The sequence below is a fragment of the Micromonospora echinospora genome (assembly GCF_900091495.1).
Lineage (GTDB): Bacteria > Actinomycetota > Actinomycetes > Mycobacteriales > Micromonosporaceae > Micromonospora > Micromonospora echinospora.
The window spans coordinates 6059804-6078260 of sequence record NZ_LT607413.1 but is presented as its reverse complement, the minus strand read 5'-3'; the positions used below and the strand labels follow the sequence as shown (position 1 = coordinate 6078260).

The following is an 18457-nucleotide window of genomic DNA, read 5'->3' as shown; positions in this document are numbered from 1 at the left end:
ACCTAGGAGGCTGTGGATGGATGCAGCGAGCCCTGATCAGGCGATCATCATCAGCACCGGGCGGTGTGGGTCGACGTTGCTGTCCGACCTGATCGCCGAGCAGCCCGACACGCTGTCGGTACAGGAGTTCTTCGTGCCGGTCGGGTCCTGGATCGACGACAGGGAGAGGCTCAGTGGTGCCGAGTACTGGTCGAGGTTGAGCAGGCCCAACCCGGCACTTTCCGCCCTCTTCCGGATCGGATTCCCGCCGCCCGAGGTGCGCTATCCGGAGAACGGCCGGTGGGCCGGCAATCTCGGGGAGCTGCCGCGGATCTTGGCGACCACCTTGCCGAAGATCTCGTCGGACCCCGACCACCTGTACGACACACTCGCCGAACTGGTGCCCGGGTTTCCGGCTCAACCGGTGGCGCAGCACCATCAGATGTTCCTGGAGTTGCTCACCTCGCTCACCAACCGGCGGCGCTGGGTCGAGCGTTCCGGCGGCTCCAGCCACTTCGCCCCGTCCCTGCTGAAGCACTTTCCCACTGCGAAGGTTGTCCATCTGACCCGTAGCTGGGCGGACACCGCCGAGTCGATGAGGCGCCACTCCTACTACCAGCTCCTGGAGCTTCGCATGGACGCGTTCCGCCGGTACGGGATCGACCCGTTCGAGGTCGCCGCCGATCACCCGGTGCCGGAGGAGATGAAGCGCTACCTGCTCGACCATCTGACAGCCCGGACGCTACGCGAACGCGGCGGGGACATCGGGCACTACCTGGTCCTGTGCGCTTTCCTCGCCAACGAGGCCGAGCAGGCCATCGCTGACGCCGGGCCGCGCGAGCTGCTGACGATGACGTACGAGGACCTCGTCGAGGACCCGCTGACGCAGCTCAGTGGGCTGGGCCGGTTCCTGGGCTTCGACGACTGGGAGCAGTGGGCGCACCGGGTCGTCGGGTCGGTGGAGACACGCCCTCGCGGGCAGGACGGCCATCGCTTTCCGCTCAGCCGCTCAGCCAGATCGAGGCCCGCTTGATGTACACGAGCTGCGCGGCGAAGGCGACCAGGGCGACCGCCACACCGAGCGCGATCGCGAACGTGGCGGATCCGCTGGCCACTCCGGTCAGCAGGGTCGCGCCCAGGCCGATCAGCAGGGCGTTGACGGCGCCCACCATGGCGGCCGTGGTCAGTAGCAGTTGCCAACGAGATGCAGCGCTGCCAACCGCCGCGGCGATCGTCCGCGTGTCGCCCCCGCCGCTCACCGCATCAGCGAAGAAGTCGTTCTCGCCGGCGAGGTGGTGGTGGTAGTAGGCGCGGATGTGCTGGATGCGCTTGAGGTTCAGTGAGTTCTCCACCATGTTCTGTACCAGCCGGGCGAAGGTGAGCAGCCCGGTGATCACCAGGGTCGGCAGTACCGCGCCGAGGTACGGCTTGATCAGATGGCCGCTGCTGGAGACGAAGCCCAGCCCGATCAGCGCGGCGGACAGCAGCGACAGGAACACCGTCGCCCGCCCGACGGACTCGGTGATCGTGGCGCCGCGCGAGGTCTGGAGCACGAAATGCTCGGTGGTCAGGGCGGTGAGCAGTCCCTGCTCGCGCGCGTCCTGGTCCATGCCGACCTCCCTTCCGGTGCTGGCCGCCCCTCACCTCCGGCAGGACAAGGCCTTTCACCGGGTCGACCCACGCTGACCGAGCCTCTGCTGCTCAGGGCCGGCCATGGTACGGACGACAGGACCAGGCCCTGGATGGCAGGCGAGGCGGCCCGGGACTCGTGGATACGGGCCGCCACCTCCACATCCTTGAAGAGGAGGAGTCTGCTCGCGGGGCATTCCGGAAACTGGAACGGCGGAACTTTCCGGCCACAACCGCACTACATGCCGCAAACTCGTTCAGGCGGGGAGTGTCAAGTTAACGGCTGATCTTGGTTGAGGTGGTCAGTGGTTGGCCGGGGTGAGCCGGCCCTCGAAGGCGATCTGGAAGGCGTTCAGGGGTGCCTTCCAGCGCATGGTCCAGCGTCGGCGGCCGGTGCCGGTCGGGTCGAGGCTCATCAACGCCATATACACGCACTTGAGGGCGGCCTGTTCGTTCGGGAAGTGCCCACGAGCCCGGACGGCCTTGCGGATGCGCGCGTTGACGGACTCGATCGCGTTGGTGGAGCAGATGACCTTGCGGATCTCGACGTCGAAGGCGAGGAACGGCACGAACTCGGCCCAGGCGTTCTCCCACAGCTTCACGATCGCCGGATACTTCTTGCCCCAGGTCTCGGCGAACTCCAGGAACCGCTCGGCCGCGGCGTCCTCCGTGGCCGCGGTGTAGACCGGCTTGAGCGCTTTGGCGATCTTGTCCCAGTCCTGCCGGGCCGCGTACCGGAACGAGTTACGTAGCAGGTGCACGACACAGGTCTGCACGATGGTGCGCGGCCAGACCGTCTCCACTGCCTCGGGTAGACCCTTGAGCCCGTCGCAGATGAGCATCAGGACGTCGGCGACGCCGCGGTTCTTCAGTTCGGTGAGCACGTGCAGCCAGTGCTTCGCGCCTTCGCCGCCGTCACCGGCCCAGATCCCGAGGATGTCCCGGTGGCCGTCGACGGTGACTGCCATGACCAGGTAGATCGGCCGGTTCGCGACCTGACCGTCCCTGACCTTGACGTTGATGGCGTCGATGAACACGACCGGATACACCGGGTCGAGGGGCCGGTTCTGCCACTCGACCATGCCGTCCATCACCTTGTCGGTGATGGTGGAGATGGTCTGCTTCGACATCTCAGCCCCGTACACCTCGGCCAGATGGGCGGCGATCTCGCCGTGCGTCAAGCCTTTGGCCGACAACGACAGCACCATGTCGTCGACCCCGGTCAGGCGCCGCTGCCGTTTCCGCACGATCTGCGGCTCGAACGTCCCCGCCGCGTCACGGGGAACCCGCACCTCGACTGGCCCGACATCGGTGAGCACCGTCTTGGTCCGGCTGCCGTTACGGCTGTTCCCGCTGCCCCGACCGGCAGGGTCGTGCTTGTCGTAGCCGACATGGTCGGTGATCTCACCATCCAGGGCCGACTCCAGGACCCGCTTGGTCAGCTGCTGCAGCAGCCCACCCTCACCGGTCAGCTTCAACCCGTCACCACGAGTCCGATCGACCAGCATCGCGATCAACTGCTCATCCGTGACCGCACCCACCGGCACGGCTGCCGGCTCCTGCCCCGAGATGATCTCGGTCGTCATCTGGCGTCTCTCCCTTGATCGGTCGATCAGCCGTTATTTGTACAGTCCCCGTGGCAGCCATGACCCTCCCACTGGCGGCACTCACCGCCATCATCGCGACCACACCTGCCAACGCCGCCACGCTGTTCAGCGCCGCCTTCGAGTCCGGCATCAGTGGCTGGTCGAAGTCCGGTGGCGATTGGACCGTCGTCGCCGACGGGTCCAAGGCCCTCCAGCAGACCAACACCGGCACCGACCGGGCCCGCCAGTTCGCCGGCTCCACCAGCTGGACGGACTACTCCGTACAGGGTCGGGTCAAGCCGCTGGCCTTCGGCTCCGGCGGCGTCGCGGCGCTGGCCTCCCGGGCCGCCGGCTCCACCAAGATGTACCGCCTGGCCCTGACCGGCACCAACCGCGTCGAGCTGCAGTACATGAACGGTAGCGCCATCACCGTTCTGGCCTCGGTGTCGCGGCCCGTCGCCACCAACACCTGGTACACCCTGCGGCTGGACACCACCGGCAGCACCGTCTCCGGCTACCTCGACGGCACCCTGGTCGGTACCGCCACCAGCACCGCCATCCCGGCCGGCCGGGTCGGTCTGTTCACCGGCTACGCCAGCGCCCGCTTCGACGACATCACGGTCACCGACTCCGGCACCCCACCGCCCACCACCCCACCGCCCACCGGCCAGACCTTGTACGTGTCCCCGACCGGTAGCGACAGCGCATCCGGAACGGAGTCGGACCCGACGACGCTCACCTCGGCGATCGCCCGGATCGGTGCCGGCGGCACGATCTACCTGCGGGGTGGGACCTACCGGTTCTCCCAGACGGTCACCATCGCGCAGGGCAACAACGGCACCTCGACCGCCCGCAAGAAGCTGTCCGCCTACCCGGGGGAGACCCCGGTGCTGAATTTCTCGGCGCAGAGCGAGGACCCGGCCAACCGGGGGCTCGCCGTGAACGGGTCGTTCTGGCACGTCCACGGCATCGTCGTCGAGCGTGCCGGCGACAACGGGATCTTCGTCGGCGGCAGCAACAACATCTTCGAGCGCACCGTGACGCGGTTCAACCGCGACTCGGGGCTGCAGATCTCGCGGGCCACCGCTGACACCCCCAAGGACCAGTGGCCGGCGAACAACCTCGTGCTGAGCGCGGAGTCGCACGACAACGCCGACTCCGACGGCGAGGACGCCGACGGTTTCGCCCCCAAGCTCACCGTCGGCCCCGGGAACGTCTTCCGTTACGCCGTGTCGCACCACAACATCGACGACGGCTGGGACCTCTTCACCAAGCCGGACACCGGTCCCATCGGCATCGTCACCATCGAGGACTCCCTCAGCTACGACAACGGCACCCTCAGCGACGGCAGCCAGGCCGGCAACGGTGACCGCAACGGCTACAAGCTCGGTGGCGAGGACATCGGGGTCAACCACGTCATCCGGCGCAATATCGCCTACAACAACGGCAAACACGGCTTCACCTACAACCGCAACCTCGGCACGATGTCCGTGTCGAACAACATCAGCATCGACAACAGTGAGCGCAACTTCCAGTTCGACGGCGGCACGTCGGTGTTCCGCAACAACGTCTCCTGCTTCAGCAGCAGCGGCACGAACGACCGCGTGATCGGTGATGCCGACGGGTCGAACCAGTTCTGGGCCGGCTCGAATGGGTCCCGCTGCTCCGCTCTGACCGGCGCGCTGGGCTGGTCCTTCGCCGCGGACGGCCGCCTCGTCGTGACCTTCGGCGGCAAGCCGGTGACGCCGTAGCCGCTCCTGGCCGAGCCGGGCCGGACGGGCTCTGCGGAACGGTGCCCGTCCGGCCCGGGAGAGCCGGATTCGTTCCCGCACGTACCTTCCCCCGAGTTTCCCGCACGTACCTTCCCCGAAAGGAAGCCCACCCGTGAGATTGCTTGCCATCTCCCGGCAACGCCGGCGCCCGGCCATCCTGGCAGCGGGGCTCACCACCCTGGCTGTCGTGGCCGTCACCATGTCCGCCCCGTCGACGAGTGCTGCCACACCGCTCAGCGGCAACCCGGAGAGCGGTTCGCTGAGCGCGAGCCCGACGTCTCCCGCGCAGACCGAGCAGCCGGTCGGGTACGCCTCGATGAACGGTGGCACCACCGGCGGGTTCGGGGCCGAGGTGGTCCACGAGTACACCCTCAGCGAGTACTGGCCCGGCGCCGGTTACTCGAACCCGGGTGACGCGGTGTACGACCTGATCAAGGAACACGACGACCGGCCGTCCAATGAGGGCCTGGTCATCTATGTCGACCAGACGATCAGGTCGTCCGAGTTCAGTGACGCCAAGATGCACGTCAACGACGTCGAGAACGTCTCCATCCTCGGGGTGGGCACGCAGGGCGAGTTCGACGGGGTCGGGCTCAGCCTCCGCAACTCCCACAACGTCGTGATCCGGAACCTGAGGATCCACCACGTCGACACCGGTGAGCGGGACGGGATCACCGTCCAGAAACTCAGCTCCAACGTCTGGATCGACCACAACGAGATCTACAACGTGTTCCAGGGCGTCGACAAGGACTACTACGACGGCCTGATCGACATCAAGGACGGCGCGCGCTACGTCACCGTCTCGTGGAACCACCTGCACGACTCGTGGAAGACCGGGCTGACCGCCGGCGGCGACAGTGCGAGCTCGGCGGGCGACTACATCACGTACGCGAACAACTGGTTCCAGAACGTGAACTCCCGCGTCCCGCTCATCCGCCGTTCGCACGTGCACATGCTGAACAACTACTTCCAGGACGTGGCCGACACCGCGATCAACGCCCGGATGGGCGCGCAGGTGTTGGTCGAGGGCAACTACTTCGAGAACGTCGGCACCGGGGCGGTCGACGAGGTCACCGGCGACATCCACGGCCCGGTCGGCTGGTTCTACGGCAGCAACGCGACCGGGTACTGGAACCTGGTGGACAACGTCTACGTGAACACGCCGAACGAGCACTTGAAGTCGACCACTGATTTCACGGTGCCGTACGCCTACGACGCGCTCAGCCCGACGAACGCCAGAACGCAGGTCATACAGAACGCCGGCATCGGAGTCGTCAACGTGACGCCGTAGGCATTGTCTCGCGTCCTTGAACTGCGGCGGTGACCCTCGGGAGGGCGGTCACCGCCGCAGTCAGCAACGCCGAGAGCAGTACGCCGGCCCCAGCCCGGCGATCTCCGTCAGGGCCGGTCTGCGTGGCCGCGCCCGAGAGCACCCGCCCTGCCCCACCGTCCGGGGATGTGGAGCAGTTCGATCCGACCCATGCTCGGGGGCACGGCCGGTCTGGTCACCAGGTGCTCGCCGCGTGGCTCCATGCCGAGCATGGTGCGCAACAGCAACAGGGGAGTTCCGGTCGACCACGCCTGCGGGCTGCACGCCGTGGGGTACAGCACGGGGTATCTGGTCAGCGTCCGCTCGTAGCCGCCGAACGCCTCGGGCAGCCGCCCCTCGAAGTGCTCCGCGGCGTCGATGATCCCTTCGGCGATGCGCCCGGCCTCCTGGTGGAATCCGTAGCGGCGTAGCCCCCAGGCGATGAACGAGTTGTCGAACGGCCAGACGGTGCCGACGTGGTAGCCGATCGGGTTGTAGCGTCCCTCGCCGGTGCCGAGCGTTCGCACCCCCCACCCGGAGAACAGCTCGGGGCCGAGCAGGTGTTCGGCGACCTTCGCAGCCCGGGATTCCTCGACGATGCCGCTCCACAGCAGGTGGCCGATGTTCGAGGAGAGCGCGTCGACCTGGTGCCCGTCACCGTCGAGGGCGAGTGCGTAGTACTCGCCGTCGGAGACCCAGAAATCGTTGTTGAAGCGTTCCTTGAGCTCGGCCGCTTCCCGTTCGAGGCGGTCGGCGTACGCGGGGTCGTGCCAGAATTCGCGGGCCAGCCGCGCACCGCGGATCTTGGCGTCGTACGCGTAGCCCTGTAGCTCGCAGGTCGCCCGGGGCAGGCCGGCCAGCCGCCCGTCCCGGAACGAGATCGAGTCCCAGGAGTCCTTCCAACACTGGTTCTCCAGCCCGGTCCGCTCGTTGCGGCGCTGGTACCAGACGTAGCCGTCACCCATGATGTCGCCGTACTCGTCGATCCAGTGCAGGGCGGCTCTCGCGGAACGTTCGAGAGAGTTGACGAGGACGGCGTCGCCGGTCCACCGCTCGTACTCGTCGAGCAAAATGACGTAGAGGGGCGTGGAGTCGGCGCTGCCGAAGTACGGCGAATGCGGCTGTTCCTCGAATGCGGTCGTCTCCCCGTACCGCAGCTCGTGGAGGATCTTCCCGGGCTCCTCCTCGCGGAAGTCGTGCAGGACGGCCCCCTGTCGCACGGTGAGCTGGTGTAGCGTCGTGGCGGCGAGGTCGGGCGCGAACGGCAGTGCCTGGATGCTGGTGAGGATGCTGTCCCGGCCGAAGATCGCCATGAACCACGGTAGGCCGGCGGCGGGGATGGCGTTTCCGCCGGCGGTCAGCGGTGCGTAAAGTAGCGCGGAGAGGTCGGCCAGGCTGCGTCGGTAGGTCATTCCCAACGTGGGGGAGTCGCAGGTGAGGCGGGGTGCCTGCGCGAGCCAGCCGGCCAGGTCCTGCCGGATCTGCGCTCGGGATCGACCGGGTCTGCCCTCCAGGCTCTCCCGAAGGTCGCGCCCGCCCAGGCCCAGCGCCTGCACGTGCAGGTCGGTGGTCCATTGACCGTGTGGTTCGAGTCGAACGTGGTATGTCAGCCCCTGCTCGTCGACTCGGGCCGGCACGGTGGACGAGACCAGGGTCTCCCGGCAGAACGCTTCCCGCTGATAGCCGAGACGTAGGCGCCCGCCGTCGACCTGGGTGTAGTACGTCCCGCTCTTGTTCCGCACGTCCTTGATTTCGAAGAGGTCGGCGAAGTCGCTGTCGACGTCGATCCGGATCCGCAGGTCGACGGGCTTGGGTTCGTGGTTGATCACGGTCAGTTGCTCCGTGAAGCTTCCGCCGATGGAGCGGTCGCGAATGGCCGAAACACCGATGTCGACGAGTGGAGCGGGGAGGGTCGGGACGACGACCATGCGGCTCTCGAAGTACTCGACCTCCTCGACGGTGAGCGCGTTGACCCGCTGATCATTGATGAACAGGATCCATTTCGACAGGAACCGGGTGTCGAACGAGAAGAACCCGGTCGGGATGGTGGGGGACGGGCCGATGTCGCCCGTCTCCTCACTGACGACGAACGTGTTGCCGTCCAGCAGCCGGACGAGGCCGTCGCTCATGCCGCACGTTCCCGTTGCCGGCCGAATTCCCGAGGGTGATGGGCTTCGGGCGGCGCGGGCATGAGCCGAACGAAGAGGCGGGCCAGCCGGACATCACCCTCCGTGGTGATCTCGTTGCGCAACCATGCCGGGTACATCTGTGACTGGCCAGCCAAGATCCGGTCGAAGGTCGCCCGGCTGCCATGGAAGACACAGTCGGCCTTGCCTCCATCCCGAGAGACGCGGATATCGCCCCGTTCGATGGCCACAAACCAGCGGTCGACACCCTGCTCGTGTGTGAGGTCGAACCGTATGCTCCCAGTGGCCTCCTCAAGCATGTCCACGTGGCCGCCTCGGCCGATCGCTTTGAAGAAGCTCGTGATGGGATCCGACATGGGCTTCCCCTCCGTGGTTCCCGATCCCGGATGTGCCACCACAGTGACGGGGGGCGGGGTGATGCCGCCTCACCCGCAGCGGGTGAATTCACCGTGCCGCCTGCGGACGCCCGCCAGGTTCATCCGTTCCGGGTGAGGCCGCCCCACCCCGGTCCACGTGATGCTGCCCGTGGTCCGGCGGATTCTGGGGAAGGTGGTGCCCATGTCGGAGGCGACCAGGACTTTCTTCGAGGCGCTCGAACGACGCGGCCACGAACGCCTGCTGAAGAAGACGAACGGCACCATACGCTTCGACCTCGAGCGTGACCACGGGGTCGACCACTGGTTGGTGGAGATCCGCGGCGGGGTCGTCCGGGTGTCGCAGCAGAACAGCGACGCCGACGCGGTCGTCCGCGCCGACAGCGCGTTCTTCGACCGGATGGCACGCGGCGAGGCCAAACCGGTCGCGGCGTGGCTGCGGAACGACATAACGTCCGAAGGACAGTTCCGGTTCATCCTCCTGTTGGAGCGGCTCTTCGCGCCGCCGCGCGCCGCGCGTCATCCGCGGTTCGCCGCCCGTAGCTGTCGGAGGCAGGGATGAAGAGCGACCTCGTCAGAGTCCTGGACGGCAACATCTTCGTCCTGAGCGACGGCAGTGGCGACATGGACGCCGGCCCCGCCGTCCCGTTGGGGTTCTTCTCGTTCGACACCCGGTTCCTGTCGCGGTGGCGGCTGACCGTCAACGGCGAACGGGTGAGCGCGCTGGCTGTGGACGACCCGTCGTACTTCGAGGTGCGGTTTTTCCTGGTGCCCGGGGCCCCGACGCACTACGTGGACGCCAAGGTGTCGGTGATCCGGGAACGGTCGGTGGTCGGCAGCAGCTTCGAGGAGCGGTTGACGGTGCTCAACCATTCCGGGGAACCGGCTGATTTCACCGTCCGCGTGGACGCTGCCGGTGACTTCGTCTCGGCGCTGACGGTCGGACAGGAGAGCGTAAGACCCGGTCGGCTCTACCGGCACGTCGACGACGGGCGCCTGCACCTCGGCTACGTGCGGGAGAAGTTCCGGCGGGAGACGGTGATCTCCACGACTGAGCCGGCGCAGGTCGACGAAGAGGGGTTGACCTACCGCTTCCGGATCGAACCCCACGGGCAGTGGACCACCATGCTGCATGTCCGGGGCCTGGTGCTGCGCCCCGACGGTCAGGATGTGCGAGAGCACATATCTCCCGGTCGGCCGCGACGCGACGCCGCATGGCTGCAGGACGACCTGCGTCAGTGGCTCGACAAGGCTCCGCAGCTGGGCTGCGACTGGAAGCCGATGGAGCGGGCCTACGAGCGCAGCCTGGTCGACCTCGCCGCGCTCCGGTTCTCGCCGCTGACGCTGCCGACCGTGCCGTTGCCGGCGGCGGGGCTGCCGTGGAACGCGACCCTCACCGGCCGCGACGCCATCCTCACCAGCCTGCAGGTGCTGCCGTTCACGCCGGAGTTGGCCGTCCACACCCTGCGGATGCTCGGTATCGACCAGGGCTCCGTACTCGACGACTTCCTCGACGAGGAGCCGGGCAAGGTCGTGCGCGAGGTCCGCTACAGCGAGCTGGACGCGTTCGAGGAACGCCCCCAGTCGGAGTATTTCGGTGCTGCCGACAGCACCCCCCTCTACGTGATCCTGCTCGACGAGTACGAGCGGTGGACGGGGGACGCCGCGCTCGTGCGCGAATTCGAGGACGAGGCGCGCGCGGCCCTGCACTGGATCGACGAGTACGGCGACATCATGGGCGACGGCTACGTCTGGTACCAGCGCCGAAACGAGCGCAATGGCCTGGAGAACCAGTGCTGGAAGGAGTCCCCGAACGCCATCTCGTTCCGGGACGGCCGGCTGCCGAGCCAGCCCCGGGCGACCTGCGAACTACAGGGCTACGCCTACGACGCCAAAACCCGCGGCGCCCGACTGGCCCGCCATTTCTGGCACGACCCCGCGTACGCCGACCGGCTGGAAAGAGAGGCCGCCGAACTCAAAGACCGTTTCAACCGCGACTTCTGGGTCGACGACGGTGAGTACTACGCGCTCGCCCTCGACGGCGACGGCCGCCAGGTCGACGCCCTCTCCTCCAATGTCGGCCACCTCCTGTGGAGCGGCATCGTCGACGAGTCCCGAGCCGCGAGGATCGCCGAACACCTGCTCGGCCCCCGCCTCTTCTCCGGCTGGGGCGTACGCACCCTCGCGCGGGGAGAGGGGCGGTACAACCCACTCGGCTACCACATCGGCACTGTCTGGCCCTTCGACAACGCCTTCATCGCCTGGGGCCTGCGCCGCTACGGCTTCCACCACGAGGCCGGGCGCATCGCCGAGGGAATCATCGACGCGTCCCGGCATTTTCAGGGACGCCTTCCGGAGGCCTTCGGCGGCTACGACCGCGAACTGACCGGGCACCCCGTCCAGTATCCCGCGGCGAACAGCCCGCAGGCCCTGGCCACCGCGGCGCCCTTGCTGCTGGTGCGTACGCTGCTCGGCCTCGAACCGTACGAAGAGGACCTGGTGGTCGCGCCGGCAGTGCCCGAACGGTTCGGCCGGATCGAATTGCTCGACATACCAGGGCGGTGGGGCCGCATCGATGCCATCGGTACCGTCGCACGGCCAGGAGGCGGCGGTCGGGAGATGAGCCTGGCGCGGTTACCACGCTGACCGGTGCCGGTGAGAGGCGGCGCGTCCATCTGTCTCGGACGGCGGCGAAAAGCCGTGGCCGGCACTGCGGCTCGTTGCTAGCGTTCCGCGGTGACGCGTGGGGCGGGGGCACGACTCGACGGACGGTTCGGTCGACTGTGGGCGGCGGCGACCACCTCGGCACTCGGCAGTGGACTGAGCACGGTCGCCGCGCCGCTGCTGGTCGCCTCGCTTACCGAAGACCCGGTGGTGGTGTCCGGGGCGTTCGCGGTCGCGTGGCTGCCCTGGCTGCTGTTCGCGCTCCCCGGTGGGGTCCTGGTCGACCGGGTCGACCGGCGTCGGCTGATGATCGTCGTCGACTGGCTGCGGGTAGGCGCGCTGGCGTTCCTCGGTCTCAGCGTCGTCACCGACCTGGTGACGGTGACCCTGCTCTACACCGTGTTGTTCCTGCTGAACACCGGCGAGATCGTGGTCCGCTCGGCGAGCCAGGCGATGGTCCCGGCGGTGGTGCCCCGGGACCGGCTCGAACGGGCCAACGGCTGGCTCTCCGGCGGCACGACGGTGGCCCAGGGAATGATCGCCGGTCCGCTCGGCGGGCTGCTGTTCGTGCTGGCCGCGGGCGTGCCGTTCCTGGCCAACGCCGCCACGTACGCGGTCAGCGCGGTGCTGCTGGCCGGGATCGCCGGGACGTACCGCCCGCAGCCCGCCACCACCGGCGCCCGATCGGTCCGGACGGACCTCGTCGAGGGGCTCCGCTGGCTGGCCGGGCACCGGCTGCTGCGCACCATGGCGGTGCTGATCGGGCTGCTCAACGTCACCCTCACCGCCGCGTTCGCGCTACTGGTCCTGCTCGCGCGGGACCGGCTCGGTCTCGGCTCGGTCGGCTACGGCGTCCTGCTCACCTGCATGGCCGTCGGCAGCCTGGCCGGCGCGCTGGTCGGCGACCGGCTCATCGCGGCGGTCGGTGCGACCTGGACCATCCGGGTCGGCCTGCTCACCGAGGTGGCGCTACACCTGACGCTCGCCGTGTCGTCCGACGCGTACGTCGTCGGCGGGGCGCTGGCGTTGTTCGGGGTGCACGGGGCGCTGTGGGGGATCGTCGCCAGTTCGCTGCGCCAGCGGCTGACGCCGCCGGAGCTGCTGGGTCGGGTCGGCAGCGCGAACCTGTTCGTCGCGGCCGGGGGCAACTGCGTCGGCGCGCTGCTCGGCGGGGCGCTGGCCGCGCGGTTCGGGCTGACCGCACCGTACTGGGTCGGGTTCGTGGTGGCGGTGCTGGTCACCGCGTCGACGTGGCGGGTCTTCGACCGGGCCACCGTCGCCCGGGCGTACGCCGGACCCCCGGTCCACGTGGCGGCAAAGGACGGCGGACCGGCCGGCACCGTGCCGGAGTCGGCCGCCCGACCGCACGACCCGGCTGGCCCGAACGACCGTTAAGCTGGCGGGGTGGGTGCGCGCGAGGGAGATCCACCGAACCGGTGGTCCACCGCGCGCCGCGTCCCGGCCCCGCACGGGTCGGGCGCGCTCGGCGCTCACGTTGGTCCGCGACCCGCGCGCCGGCCGCCCAGCGGTCGGCGCGTACCGGTTCACCCCCACCCCACGGAGCGCACCGCACGATGACTGTCGACCGGATCCTGCCCACCGACGAGGCCCACGACCTGCTGGCGCTCGCCACCGAACTCGCCGACCGGGAACTCGCGCCCCGGGCCGCCGACTTCGAGGCGCGCGCCGAGTTCCCCCGGGAGGTGCTGCGCACCCTCGGCCGGGCGGGCCTGCTCGGCCTGCCCTATCCCGAGGAGCACGGCGGGGCCGCCCAGCCGTACGAGGTCTACCTCCAGGTGCTGGAGATCCTGGCCAGCCGCTGGCTGGCGGTGGCCGAGGCGGTCAGCGTGCACACGCTGGCCTGCTTCCCGGTCGCCCAGTACGGCAGCGACGAGCTGCGCAAGCGGCTGCCCGACATGCTCGGCGGGGAACTGCTCGGCGCGTACTGTCTCTCCGAGCCGCAGGGTGGGTCGGACGCGGCGTCGCTGGCCACCCGGGCGACCCGCGACGGCGACGACTACGTCCTCTCCGGCACCAAGGCGTGGATCACCCACGCGCACAGCGCCGACTTCTACAACGTCTTCTGCCGCACCGGGGGAGCGGGCCCGAAGGGCATCTCCTGCCTGCTGGCGGACGCGGGAACCCCGGGGATCACGCCGCAGGCCGTCGAGCGGACCATGGGGCTGCGCTCCTCGCCGGTGGCGCAGATCGCCTTCGACGACGCGCGGGTGCCGGCGGACCGTCTCGTCGGCGGGGAGGGGACCGGCTTCACCATCGCGATGTCGGCCCTGGACTCGGGCCGGCTGGGCATCGCCGCCTGCGCGGTGGGGCTGGCCCAGGGGGCACTGGACTACGCGGTCGGCTACGCCCGCGAGCGTCAGCAGTTCGGCCGGGCGATCGTCGACTTCCAGGGGCTCGGATTCCTGCTGGCGGACCTGGCCACCCAGATCTCGGCGGCCCGGGCGCTGACCCTGGCGGCGGCCCGGCTGCGCGACGCCGGCCGGCCCTACTCGATCGAGGCGGCCAAGGCGAAACTGTTCGCCACGGACGTGGCGATGCGGGTCACCACCGACGCGGTCCAGGTGCTCGGCGGCGCGGGGTACGTCGCCGACCACCCGGTGGAGCGGTTCATGCGGGAGGCCAAGGTGCTCCAGATCGTGGAGGGCACCAACCAGATCCAGCGGCTGGTGATCTCCCGCGCCCTGGCCAAGGGCTGACGCGCCGTCCACTGTGGCGTTCCCGGTCCGAGGTGTGACGCGCGGGACGCCACGGTGGGACGTCGTCGCCGGGAGAGGGTTTTCCCGGTAGGTTGCGAGCGTGGAGGAGACCGATCGCGCCATCGTCGCCGCCCTGACCGTCGACGGCCGGCTGTCGTACACCGAACTGGCCGAACGGGTCGGGCTGTCGGTGTCCGCCGTACACCAGCGGGTGCGACGGCTGGAGCAACGCGGTGTGATCAAGGGGTACGCCGCGCAGGTGTCCTTCGAGGCGCTGGACCTGCCGTTGACCGCGTTCGTGGCGATCCGCCCGTTCGACCCGTCCCAGCCGGACGATGCCCCGGAGCGGCTGGCCCACCTGCCGGAGATCGACTCGTGCTACTCGGTGGCGGGGGAGGACTTCTACCTGCTCCTGGTGCGGGTGGCCGGTCCGGCTGACCTGGAGCGCCTGTTGCAGGAGATCCGGACGGCGGCGAACGTCACCACCCGGACGACGGTGGTGCTGTCCACCCCGTACGAGAAGCGGACGCCGCGCATCGGCCTGTAGGGCACCGGCCGGGGCGCCTGCTGCGTGGACTGGCCTCAGCGTGCGTTCCAGCTCAGGACGACCTGCCGTCCGTGCTCGTGACCGAGGACGCTGACGCTGGCGGTGTCGAGCCGCAGCCGGCCGCCGCCGGCGGGTGGCAGCCCGATCCACCGGGCGCCGAGCACCCGTAGGGCGTGCGCGTGGGCGACCAGGGCGACGTCACCGGAGTCGAGCAGGGGAGTGACCCGGGAGAGCACCCGGTCGAGGCGTGCGCCGACCTGCGCGGGCGATTCGCCGGCGGGGCAGCCGTCCTGCCAGATGACCCAGTCGGGGCGTTCGGCGCGGACCTCGGCGGTGGTGCGGCCCTCGTAGGCGCCGTAGTGCCACTCGGTCAGGTCCTCCTCGACGTCGTCGACGACGAGACCGGCGAGTTCGGCGGTGCGCAGCGCGCGTCGGCGGGGGCTGGCCAGCACGGCGGCGAAGTGGCGGCCGGCGAGCCGGTCGCGCAGCGCGACGGCCTGTCGTTCGCCGTCCGGCGTCAGCTCCAGGTCGGTGTACGAGGTGTGCCGGCGGGCGGCACTCCAGGCGGTCTCGCCGTGGCGGATCAGCAGGAGCTCTCCCATCGGGCCAGTCAACCACCGCTCGTCCATCGTCGCCCTTCCACCCTCAACCTATCTTCCTAGGATGCCTTACGGGGGTGTGCGCCCTCACTCAATCGGATGTTTCCGTCAACAACCACGGGGCAAATCCATGGACAGGCCCGACGAGGGGGCCGGAGCAGCCGGAGGGAGTGGTGGACGTGAGCTTCACCGACAAGGCGAAGAACAAGGCCGACGAGCTGACCGGTGCCGCCAAGGAGCGCATCGGCGACGCGACGAACAACGAGCGCCTACGGGCCGAGGGAAGCACGCAGCAGACCGAGGCGCGGGCCCGTCAGGCGGGCGAGCACGCCAAGGACGCCGGTCGGGACGTGCGGGACGCGTTCACGAAGTGACCGACGCCCGATAACGCGAACACATCGAGGGGGTCCCGGCAGTTGCCGGGACCCCCTCGATCCCGAACTTCGGGCACCGCCCAAACCCCGCAAGCCGTTTGTCGAGCGCCACAACTCCATGATCGACGGAGCCGGGGGCGGGGGCGGCGGTCAGTCGTCGACGCGGTGGGTGGTCCACCAGTCCTGGCCGGACTCGGGCAGGGTGTCGATCGGGTCGTAGTAGGCGTACCGCTTGTCCAGCGCCTCGAGGTCGGTCTGCTCGATGGAGGTGCGGTAGTTCTTCGTCCAGTACGAGATGCCACGTTCGCGGTCGTACTCGGTGAGCATGTGCACCCAGCGCTTGCCGACGAAGGGGACGTCGCAGACGATCCGTGGGGTGGCGTAGCCGGGCAGGTAGCCCATGATGTCGTGCTGGAGTTGCTGGGCGTGCCAGACCGGGACCCGCCAGTGTTCGGCGTTGGGGATCATGTCGCACATGTAGAAGTAGTACGGCAGGATGCCGGCTTCGCCCTGGAGCGCGAAGCAGAGGTCGAGCAGGTCGGGTGCGGTGGCGTTGACGCCGCGCATGAGGACGCCCTGGTTGCGGACGTCGCGGACGCCGACGTCGAGGGCGGTCTGGGCGGCCCGGGCGACCAGTGGGGTCAGCGACTGGGCGTGGTTGACGTGGGTGTGGATGGCGAGGTTGACGCCGCGTCGGGCGGCGGTGCGGGCGACCCGTTCGAGGCCCTCGACGACGTCGGGCTGGAGCCAGTGCTGGGGTAGGCCCATGAGGGCCTTGGTGGCGAGCCGGATGTCGCGGATGGTCTCGATCTCCAGCAGGCGCATGAGGTAGGACTCGAGGTTGCGCCAGGGGACGTTGGCGACGTCGCCGCCGGAGACGACGACGTCCCGGACGCCGGGGTGGGCCTTGAGGTAGGTGATGTGGGCGTCGTACCGGTCGACGGGTTTGAGGGTGAGTTTGAGCTTGTCGACGGCGGGGGTGGAGTTGCCGACGAGGTCCATCCGGGTGCAGTGGCCGCAGTACTGCGGGCAGGTGGAGAGCAGTTCGGCGAGGACCTTGGTGGGGTAGCGGTGGGTGAGGCCCTCGGCGACCCACATGTCGTGTTCGTGGAGTGAGTCGCGGCTGGCGTAGGGGTGGGAGGGCCAGTCGGTGCGCCGGTCCGAGGCGACGGGGATCATGTAGCGCCGGACGGGGTCGGCGAGGAACGCCTCGGTGGTCATTGGGGCGAACGGGACCATGGTGTTGAGCATCTGGGGCGGCACCAGCATCGACATGGTGGCCAGGGCGTGCTGGTCGGCGGTGAGGTCGGCGTAGAAGCTCTCGTCGACGGTGTCGCCGAGGACGGTGCGGAGCTGCTTGATGTTCTTGACGCAGTTGACGCGTTGCCATTGGGCGGATTCCCACTGGTCGCGGGTGACGTGGCGCCAGCCGGGGAAGCGGGTCCAGTCGGGTTCGACGAGTGGGGCGCGGCGGTATTCGTAGGGTTGGCCGGCGGCTGGTGGCGCGACCGGGGTGGGACGGGTGGCCGTCGCCAGTGGTTGTGTCGGTGTCACGAACCCTCCTCGGTGCGGTTGTGCTGCCAGCGGCCTCGTGGGCTACTGGAAAATCTGCGGTCGAGAAATTAGTCTGCCGTAAGTTTTCCCGTTACGCGAGTCCCTGGCCGGGGGTTCGGGCGGTTGGGCAGGGGGAGGGGTGCCGTGACGTCACCGGTTGGTCTGCATCGCGTCGTGGAGCCGGCGGGGGTGCTGCCGCAGGCGGCGTGGCGGTTGGACGCCGCGCGGGAGATCGCGCCGAACGAGGTGCGGATCCGGGTGGAGCGGTTGAACCTGGACGCGGCGAGTTTCCGACAGTTGTCGGAGAAGCACGGTGGTGACGGGGAGAAGGTCCGCGCCGAGGTGCTGGAGATCATTTCCCAGCGCGGGAAGATGCAGAATCCGGTGACCGGGTCGGGTGGGATGTTGATCGGCACGGTCGAGGAGGCGGGGCGGCGGTCGCCGTTGGGGCTGCGGTCGGGGGACCGGGTGGCGACGTTGGTGTCGTTGACGTTGACGCCGTTGGTGGTGACCGACGGCCTGGCCCGGTGGGACGGGCGCAGTGAGCAGGTGCCGTGTGACGGGTGGGCGATCCTGTTCGCGCGGTCGATCGCGGCGGTGTTGCCGGCGGACCTGGATCCGGAGTTGTCCCTCGCGGTGCTGGACGTGTGTGGTGCGCCGGCGTTGACGGCGCGGGTGGTGGCCGAGCAGGTGGCGCGGCGGGGCCGGGACGGGGATCCGCGGCCGGTGACGGTGGCGGTGGTGGGGGGCGCGGGGAAGAGCGGCTCGTTGTCGCTGGCGGCGGCGCGGCGGGCGGGTGCCGGTCGTACGGTCGGGGTGGTGCCGGTGGTGGCGGAGCGGGACGCGTTGGTGGCGTCGGGGTTGGCCTCGGAGGTGGCGTTGGCTGACGCCCGGGATCCGGTGGCGTTGTCGTCGGCGGTGACGACGGCGTTGGGGGTGCCGGCGGACGTGACGGTGGTGTGCGTGGACGTGCCGGGGTGTGAGCACGGGGCGGTCCTGGCGACGGCGGACGGCGGCACGGTGGTGTTCTTCTCGATGGCGACGAGTTTCGCGGCGGCGGCGTTGGGGGCGGAGGGTCTGGCCGCGGATGTGACGATGCTGGTGGGGAACGGGTACGTGCCGGGTCACGCGGAGTTGGCGTTGGATCTGGTGCGGTCGGAGCCGGGGGTGCGGGGGCTGTTCGAGGCGCGGTTGGCGGCAGGATAG

16 protein-coding genes are annotated in these 18457 nt (G+C 69.2%); 10 read left to right on the top strand and 6 right to left on the bottom strand.

The genetic code is table 11. From position 1 onward, the window contains the following. Window positions 1-16 precede the first annotated feature (16 nt). Window positions 17-1012, top strand: a complete 996-nt coding sequence (locus GA0070618_RS26145) for a sulfotransferase domain-containing protein (protein ID WP_088983990.1) — start codon at window positions 17-19, stop codon at window positions 1010-1012. On the opposite strand, the gene GA0070618_RS26140 is transcribed toward GA0070618_RS26145, so the two are convergent. Next, window positions 981-1589, bottom strand: coding sequence for a hypothetical protein (locus GA0070618_RS26140; protein WP_088983989.1), 609 nt, complete (start codon window positions 1587-1589; stop codon window positions 981-983). The two genes, GA0070618_RS26145 and GA0070618_RS26140, sit on opposite strands and share 32 nt — an antisense overlap. A 321-nt stretch (window positions 1590-1910) precedes the next feature. After that, window positions 1911-3116 carry an IS256 family transposase gene (locus GA0070618_RS26135; RefSeq protein ID WP_231931856.1) on the bottom strand — a complete coding sequence of 402 codons (1206 nt, stop codon included), beginning with the start codon at window positions 3114-3116 and terminating at the stop codon, window positions 1911-1913. Between the two features lie 137 nt (window positions 3117-3253). Between GA0070618_RS26135 and GA0070618_RS26130 the strand changes: the two genes are divergently transcribed. Beyond that, on the top strand, window positions 3254-4945 hold the full coding sequence (locus GA0070618_RS26130; RefSeq protein WP_088983988.1) for a LamG domain-containing protein: 1692 nt from the start codon (window positions 3254-3256) through the stop codon (window positions 4943-4945). Between the two features lie 133 nt (window positions 4946-5078). Beyond that, window positions 5079-6257: a pectate lyase family protein gene (locus tag GA0070618_RS26125; protein WP_197701643.1), complete on the top strand. Its 1179-nt coding sequence runs from the start codon at window positions 5079-5081 to the stop codon at window positions 6255-6257. 107 nt (window positions 6258-6364) lie between these two features. Here the strand turns inward: GA0070618_RS26125 and GA0070618_RS26120 are convergent, their stop codons facing one another. Next, window positions 6365-8404 (bottom strand): amylo-alpha-1,6-glucosidase, encoded by a 2040-nt coding sequence (locus GA0070618_RS26120; RefSeq protein ID WP_088983987.1) that lies wholly within the window; start codon window positions 8402-8404, stop codon window positions 6365-6367. After that, window positions 8401-8778 (bottom strand): SCP2 sterol-binding domain-containing protein, encoded by a 378-nt coding sequence (locus GA0070618_RS26115; RefSeq protein WP_088983986.1) that lies wholly within the window; start codon window positions 8776-8778, stop codon window positions 8401-8403. The genes GA0070618_RS26120 and GA0070618_RS26115 overlap by 4 nt, the downstream gene beginning before the upstream one ends. A gap of 202 nt (window positions 8779-8980) precedes the next feature. Between GA0070618_RS26115 and GA0070618_RS26110 the strand changes: the two genes are divergently transcribed. The 5 genes from GA0070618_RS26110 to GA0070618_RS26090 all read left to right on the top strand — a co-directional run bounded on the left by GA0070618_RS26110 (window position 8981) and on the right by GA0070618_RS26090 (window position 14724). Then, window positions 8981-9358 carry an SCP2 sterol-binding domain-containing protein gene (locus GA0070618_RS26110; RefSeq protein WP_157749014.1) on the top strand — a complete coding sequence of 126 codons (378 nt, stop codon included), beginning with the start codon at window positions 8981-8983 and terminating at the stop codon, window positions 9356-9358. Further along, entirely contained in the window at window positions 9355-11442 is a 2088-nt protein-coding gene (locus GA0070618_RS26105) for an amylo-alpha-1,6-glucosidase (RefSeq protein WP_088983984.1), read from the top strand. The genes GA0070618_RS26110 and GA0070618_RS26105 overlap by 4 nt, the downstream gene beginning before the upstream one ends. A gap of 90 nt (window positions 11443-11532) precedes the next feature. Further along, window positions 11533-12855 (top strand): MFS transporter, encoded by a 1323-nt coding sequence (locus GA0070618_RS26100; protein WP_088983983.1) that lies wholly within the window; start codon window positions 11533-11535, stop codon window positions 12853-12855. A gap of 179 nt (window positions 12856-13034) precedes the next feature. Continuing rightward, entirely contained in the window at window positions 13035-14177 is a 1143-nt protein-coding gene (locus GA0070618_RS26095) for an acyl-CoA dehydrogenase family protein (protein WP_088983982.1), read from the top strand. Window positions 14178-14277: 100 nt separating this feature from the next. After that, a complete protein-coding gene (locus GA0070618_RS26090; RefSeq protein ID WP_088983981.1) occupies window positions 14278-14724 on the top strand; it encodes an Lrp/AsnC family transcriptional regulator in 447 nt (148 codons plus the stop codon). A gap of 35 nt (window positions 14725-14759) precedes the next feature. Here the strand turns inward: GA0070618_RS26090 and GA0070618_RS26085 are convergent, their stop codons facing one another. Then, entirely contained in the window at window positions 14760-15326 is a 567-nt protein-coding gene (locus GA0070618_RS26085; RefSeq protein ID WP_088983980.1) for a histidine phosphatase family protein, read from the bottom strand. 176 nt (window positions 15327-15502) lie between these two features. Here GA0070618_RS26085 and GA0070618_RS26080 point away from each other — a divergent pair, with 176 nt between their 5' ends. Next, a complete protein-coding gene (locus tag GA0070618_RS26080; RefSeq protein WP_088985851.1) occupies window positions 15503-15697 on the top strand; it encodes a CsbD family protein in 195 nt (64 codons plus the stop codon). A 150-nt stretch (window positions 15698-15847) separates the two neighbouring features. Here the strand turns inward: GA0070618_RS26080 and GA0070618_RS26075 are convergent, their stop codons facing one another. Beyond that, window positions 15848-17251, bottom strand: a complete 1404-nt coding sequence (locus GA0070618_RS26075; RefSeq protein ID WP_088983979.1) for a KamA family radical SAM protein — start codon at window positions 17249-17251, stop codon at window positions 15848-15850. A gap of 144 nt (window positions 17252-17395) precedes the next feature. Between GA0070618_RS26075 and kdd the strand changes: the two genes are divergently transcribed. After that, a complete protein-coding gene (kdd, locus tag GA0070618_RS26070; RefSeq protein ID WP_088983978.1) occupies window positions 17396-18457 on the top strand; it encodes an L-erythro-3,5-diaminohexanoate dehydrogenase in 1062 nt (353 codons plus the stop codon).

Bases quoted from the DNA above. Each gene is read 5' to 3' on its own strand.
- GA0070618_RS26140 (WP_088983989.1), bottom strand. From the start codon at position 1,589: ATGGACCAGGACGCGCGCGAGCAGGGACTGCTCACCGCCCTGACCACC.
- GA0070618_RS26095 (WP_088983982.1), top strand. From the start codon at position 13,035: ATGACTGTCGACCGGATCCTGCCCACCGACGAGGCCCACGACCTGCTG.
- GA0070618_RS26120 (WP_088983987.1), bottom strand. From the start codon at position 8,404: ATGAGCGACGGCCTCGTCCGGCTGCTGGACGGCAACACGTTCGTCGTC.
- GA0070618_RS26135 (WP_231931856.1), bottom strand. From the start codon at position 3,116: ATGCTGGTCGATCGGACTCGTGGTGACGGGTTGAAGCTGACCGGTGAG.
- GA0070618_RS26130 (WP_088983988.1), top strand. From the start codon at position 3,254: ATGACCCTCCCACTGGCGGCACTCACCGCCATCATCGCGACCACACCT.
- GA0070618_RS26110 (WP_157749014.1), top strand. From the start codon at position 8,981: ATGTCGGAGGCGACCAGGACTTTCTTCGAGGCGCTCGAACGACGCGGC.
- GA0070618_RS26085 (WP_088983980.1), bottom strand. From the start codon at position 15,326: ATGGGAGAGCTCCTGCTGATCCGCCACGGCGAGACCGCCTGGAGTGCC.
- GA0070618_RS26145 (WP_088983990.1), top strand. From the start codon at position 17: ATGGATGCAGCGAGCCCTGATCAGGCGATCATCATCAGCACCGGGCGG.
- GA0070618_RS26105 (WP_088983984.1), top strand. From the start codon at position 9,355: ATGAAGAGCGACCTCGTCAGAGTCCTGGACGGCAACATCTTCGTCCTG.
- GA0070618_RS26115 (WP_088983986.1), bottom strand. From the start codon at position 8,778: ATGTCGGATCCCATCACGAGCTTCTTCAAAGCGATCGGCCGAGGCGGC.